Source organism: Phenylobacterium sp. (assembly GCF_016793285.1).
In the GTDB taxonomy this organism is placed as follows: Bacteria; Pseudomonadota; Alphaproteobacteria; order Caulobacterales; family Caulobacteraceae; genus Phenylobacterium.
In genome coordinates this window covers 1-2,225 of the sequence record NZ_JAEUMO010000168.1, presented here as the reverse complement: position 1 = coordinate 2,225, position 2,225 = coordinate 1, and the positions used below count along the sequence as shown (strand labels likewise).

Sequence of the window (2,225 nt, the reverse complement as noted above, 5' to 3'; positions counted from 1 at the left end):
GCCTGGGCGGCGTCGGGCGCGGCGCGGTGGGCGCGCCACCAGGCGAGGTCGGCCTGGAGGTCGGGCGCGGGGGGCACGGCGGTCTCCGTCAGCCTCCGCGGGCGAACCGGGCGAGGTCGGCGGCGGTGTCGCGGCTGATCTCGGGGCAGGCGATGGAGAAGATCTCCGTGCCATGGATCGTGCCCATCACCTGGCGGCAGCGGGCCGGCTGGCCGGCGCGCAGCAGCAGGCGGTAGAAGCCGATGCCCTCGTCGCGCAGCGGGTCGCACTCGTTGACGCTGACGACCACCGGCGGCAGGCCGCGGACGTCGGCCTCGGTGGCGAAGCCGGGCCAGGCCAGCGGGTTCTTCGCCTCGAAGGCGTCGATGCCGTAGGCCATGGCGCCGCGGTTGTTGTGCAGCTCCAGGAGGATGCCGTTGTTCTCGACGGAGGAGGGGTTGTCGGGGTGCGGCCACCGGCCGGCGATGTAGGGGCAGAGGGCGTAGAGGCCTTTGACGAGGCCGATGTCGCCGTCCTTCAGGAGCTTGAGGCCGGTGGCGAGGGTAAGGTTGCCGCCGCCGCTCTCGCCCGCGACGATCAGGCGGTCGGGGTCGAAGCCGAGGCTGGCGGCGTTGGCGTGGGCCCACTTCACGGCGCTGACGCAGTCGTCGAGGCCGGCGGGGAACGGCGCCACCTCGGGCGCGGAGCTGGGGCGCAGCGCGTTGCGGAAATCGGGCATGACCACCGTGACGCCCATGCTGGCGATGATGCGGCCCCAGGACGAATACATGCCGTTGAAGGCGCTCATGGTCTGCATGCCGCCGCCGTGGATGTAGACGACGCCGGGCAGCTTCTCGGATGTGTCGGGGCGGATGACGGCGGCCTGGATGGTGTGGCCGCCGGGCTGGGAGACGTAGGTCTCGCGGCGGATGGAGAGGCCCTTCGACGGCGCGTTGGCCTCGCTGTCGCAGGCGTCGAAGAGGCCCTGCATGGCGGCCTCGGCGGCCAGCGCGGCGGGCGTGTTGGCCTCGGCGACCAGGGCTTCGCGGCTGGCGATGTCGCCGACGGGCGGCCGGTCGGGCCAGCCGAACACGGCCTTGATGCGCGGGTCGATCCGCGGGTCGCGGGCGAGCTTGGAGGCGGGCACGTCGTTCATGGGCTTCTCCCGGAGGTCGGTGGGAGCGTGGCGCCGGGACGGCGGGGAAGTCCAGCGGACTTCCCCTCCCGGCCCGCGCGATCAGAGCGCGAAGGTGAAGCCGCCGTTCACCGGATAGACCTGGCCGGTGATCCAGGGCGAGGCGTCGGAGGCCAGGAACTGGACCATGTTGGCCACGTCGTCGGGGCGGCCGGGCCGGCGCACGATGTACTTCTCGAGGGTGCGCTTCAGGCGTTCCGGGTCGCCGTTCAGCGTGCGTTCGACGGCCGGCGTGGCGGTGAGCGCGATGGCGACGCAGTTGGCGGTGATCTGGTAGCGGCCGAGCGTGCGGGCCACCGAGCGCATGAAGCCGGCGGCGCCGGCCTTGGCGCCGGCGTAGATCTCCATGCTGGCGTCGCCCCAGCGGCTGGCGTCGGAGATCACGGTGACGATGCGGCCGGGCGCCTGGCGCTGGAGCATGCCGGGGATGACCGCGGCGGTGCAGTTCATGACGCCGTAGAGGTTGACGCCGATGAAGCTGTTCCAGACCTCGGGACTGGTCTCCCAGAACGGCTTGCCGAGCTCGGCCGAGGGCGTGGCGCCGGCGTTGCCCGCGTTGTTCACCAGGATGCCGACGGGGCCCAGGTCGGCGGCGGCCCTGGCGACCATCTCCTTGACGGCCAGGTGGTCGGAGACGTCGCACTGGAGCGCCAGCGCCTTGCCGCCGGCGGCCCTGATCTCGTCGGCCACGGCCTCGGCGCGGGCGAGGTGGTAGTCGTTGACGACGACCCCGCCCGAGTTGAGGCCATCCGCCAGTTGCAGGGCCACCTGGCGGCCGACGCCCTGGCCGGCGCCGGTGACGAGGGCGACGCGGCCCCCGAGGTCGAGGATGTCGGTCATCGTGGTCTCGCTCCCTTGTTCGTCGCCGCCACTCTCGCGCCGGCGCCGTGGGGTCAGGGAAGCCCTCCCCGGTCAGGCCTCGGCGTCGGCCTTGGCCTGGGCGGCGCGCATGGCGGCCATCATCCTGGCGAAGGCGCCGGTGCGGATGAGCTCCTTGCGCTCCTCGAGGCCGCGGTTGAGCTCGACCAGGGTCCGGGCGGCGTGTTCGTTC

General features: G+C 72.9%; 2 protein-coding genes. Both read right to left on the bottom strand.

Features of this window, described 5'->3' with window-relative positions:
• Positions 1-88: 88 nt before the first annotated feature.
• The gene (locus JNL41_RS15115) at positions 89-1,135 is read right to left on the bottom strand and encodes an alpha/beta hydrolase fold domain-containing protein (protein ID WP_293476321.1); all 1,047 of its coding nucleotides are present in this window, start codon (positions 1,133-1,135) and stop codon (positions 89-91) included.
• Between the two features lie 81 nt (positions 1,136-1,216).
• Positions 1,217-2,014, bottom strand: a complete 798-nt coding sequence (locus JNL41_RS15110) for an SDR family oxidoreductase (RefSeq protein ID WP_293476319.1) — start codon at positions 2,012-2,014, stop codon at positions 1,217-1,219.
• Between the last annotated feature and the right edge of the window lie 211 nt (positions 2,015-2,225).

Excerpts from the sequence above, each read along its gene's own strand:
- JNL41_RS15115 (WP_293476321.1), bottom strand. The coding sequence starts at position 1,135 with ATGAACGACGTGCCCGCCTCCAAGCTCGCCCGCGACCCGCGGATCGAC.
- JNL41_RS15110 (WP_293476319.1), bottom strand. The coding sequence starts at position 2,014 with ATGACCGACATCCTCGACCTCGGGGGCCGCGTCGCCCTCGTCACCGGC.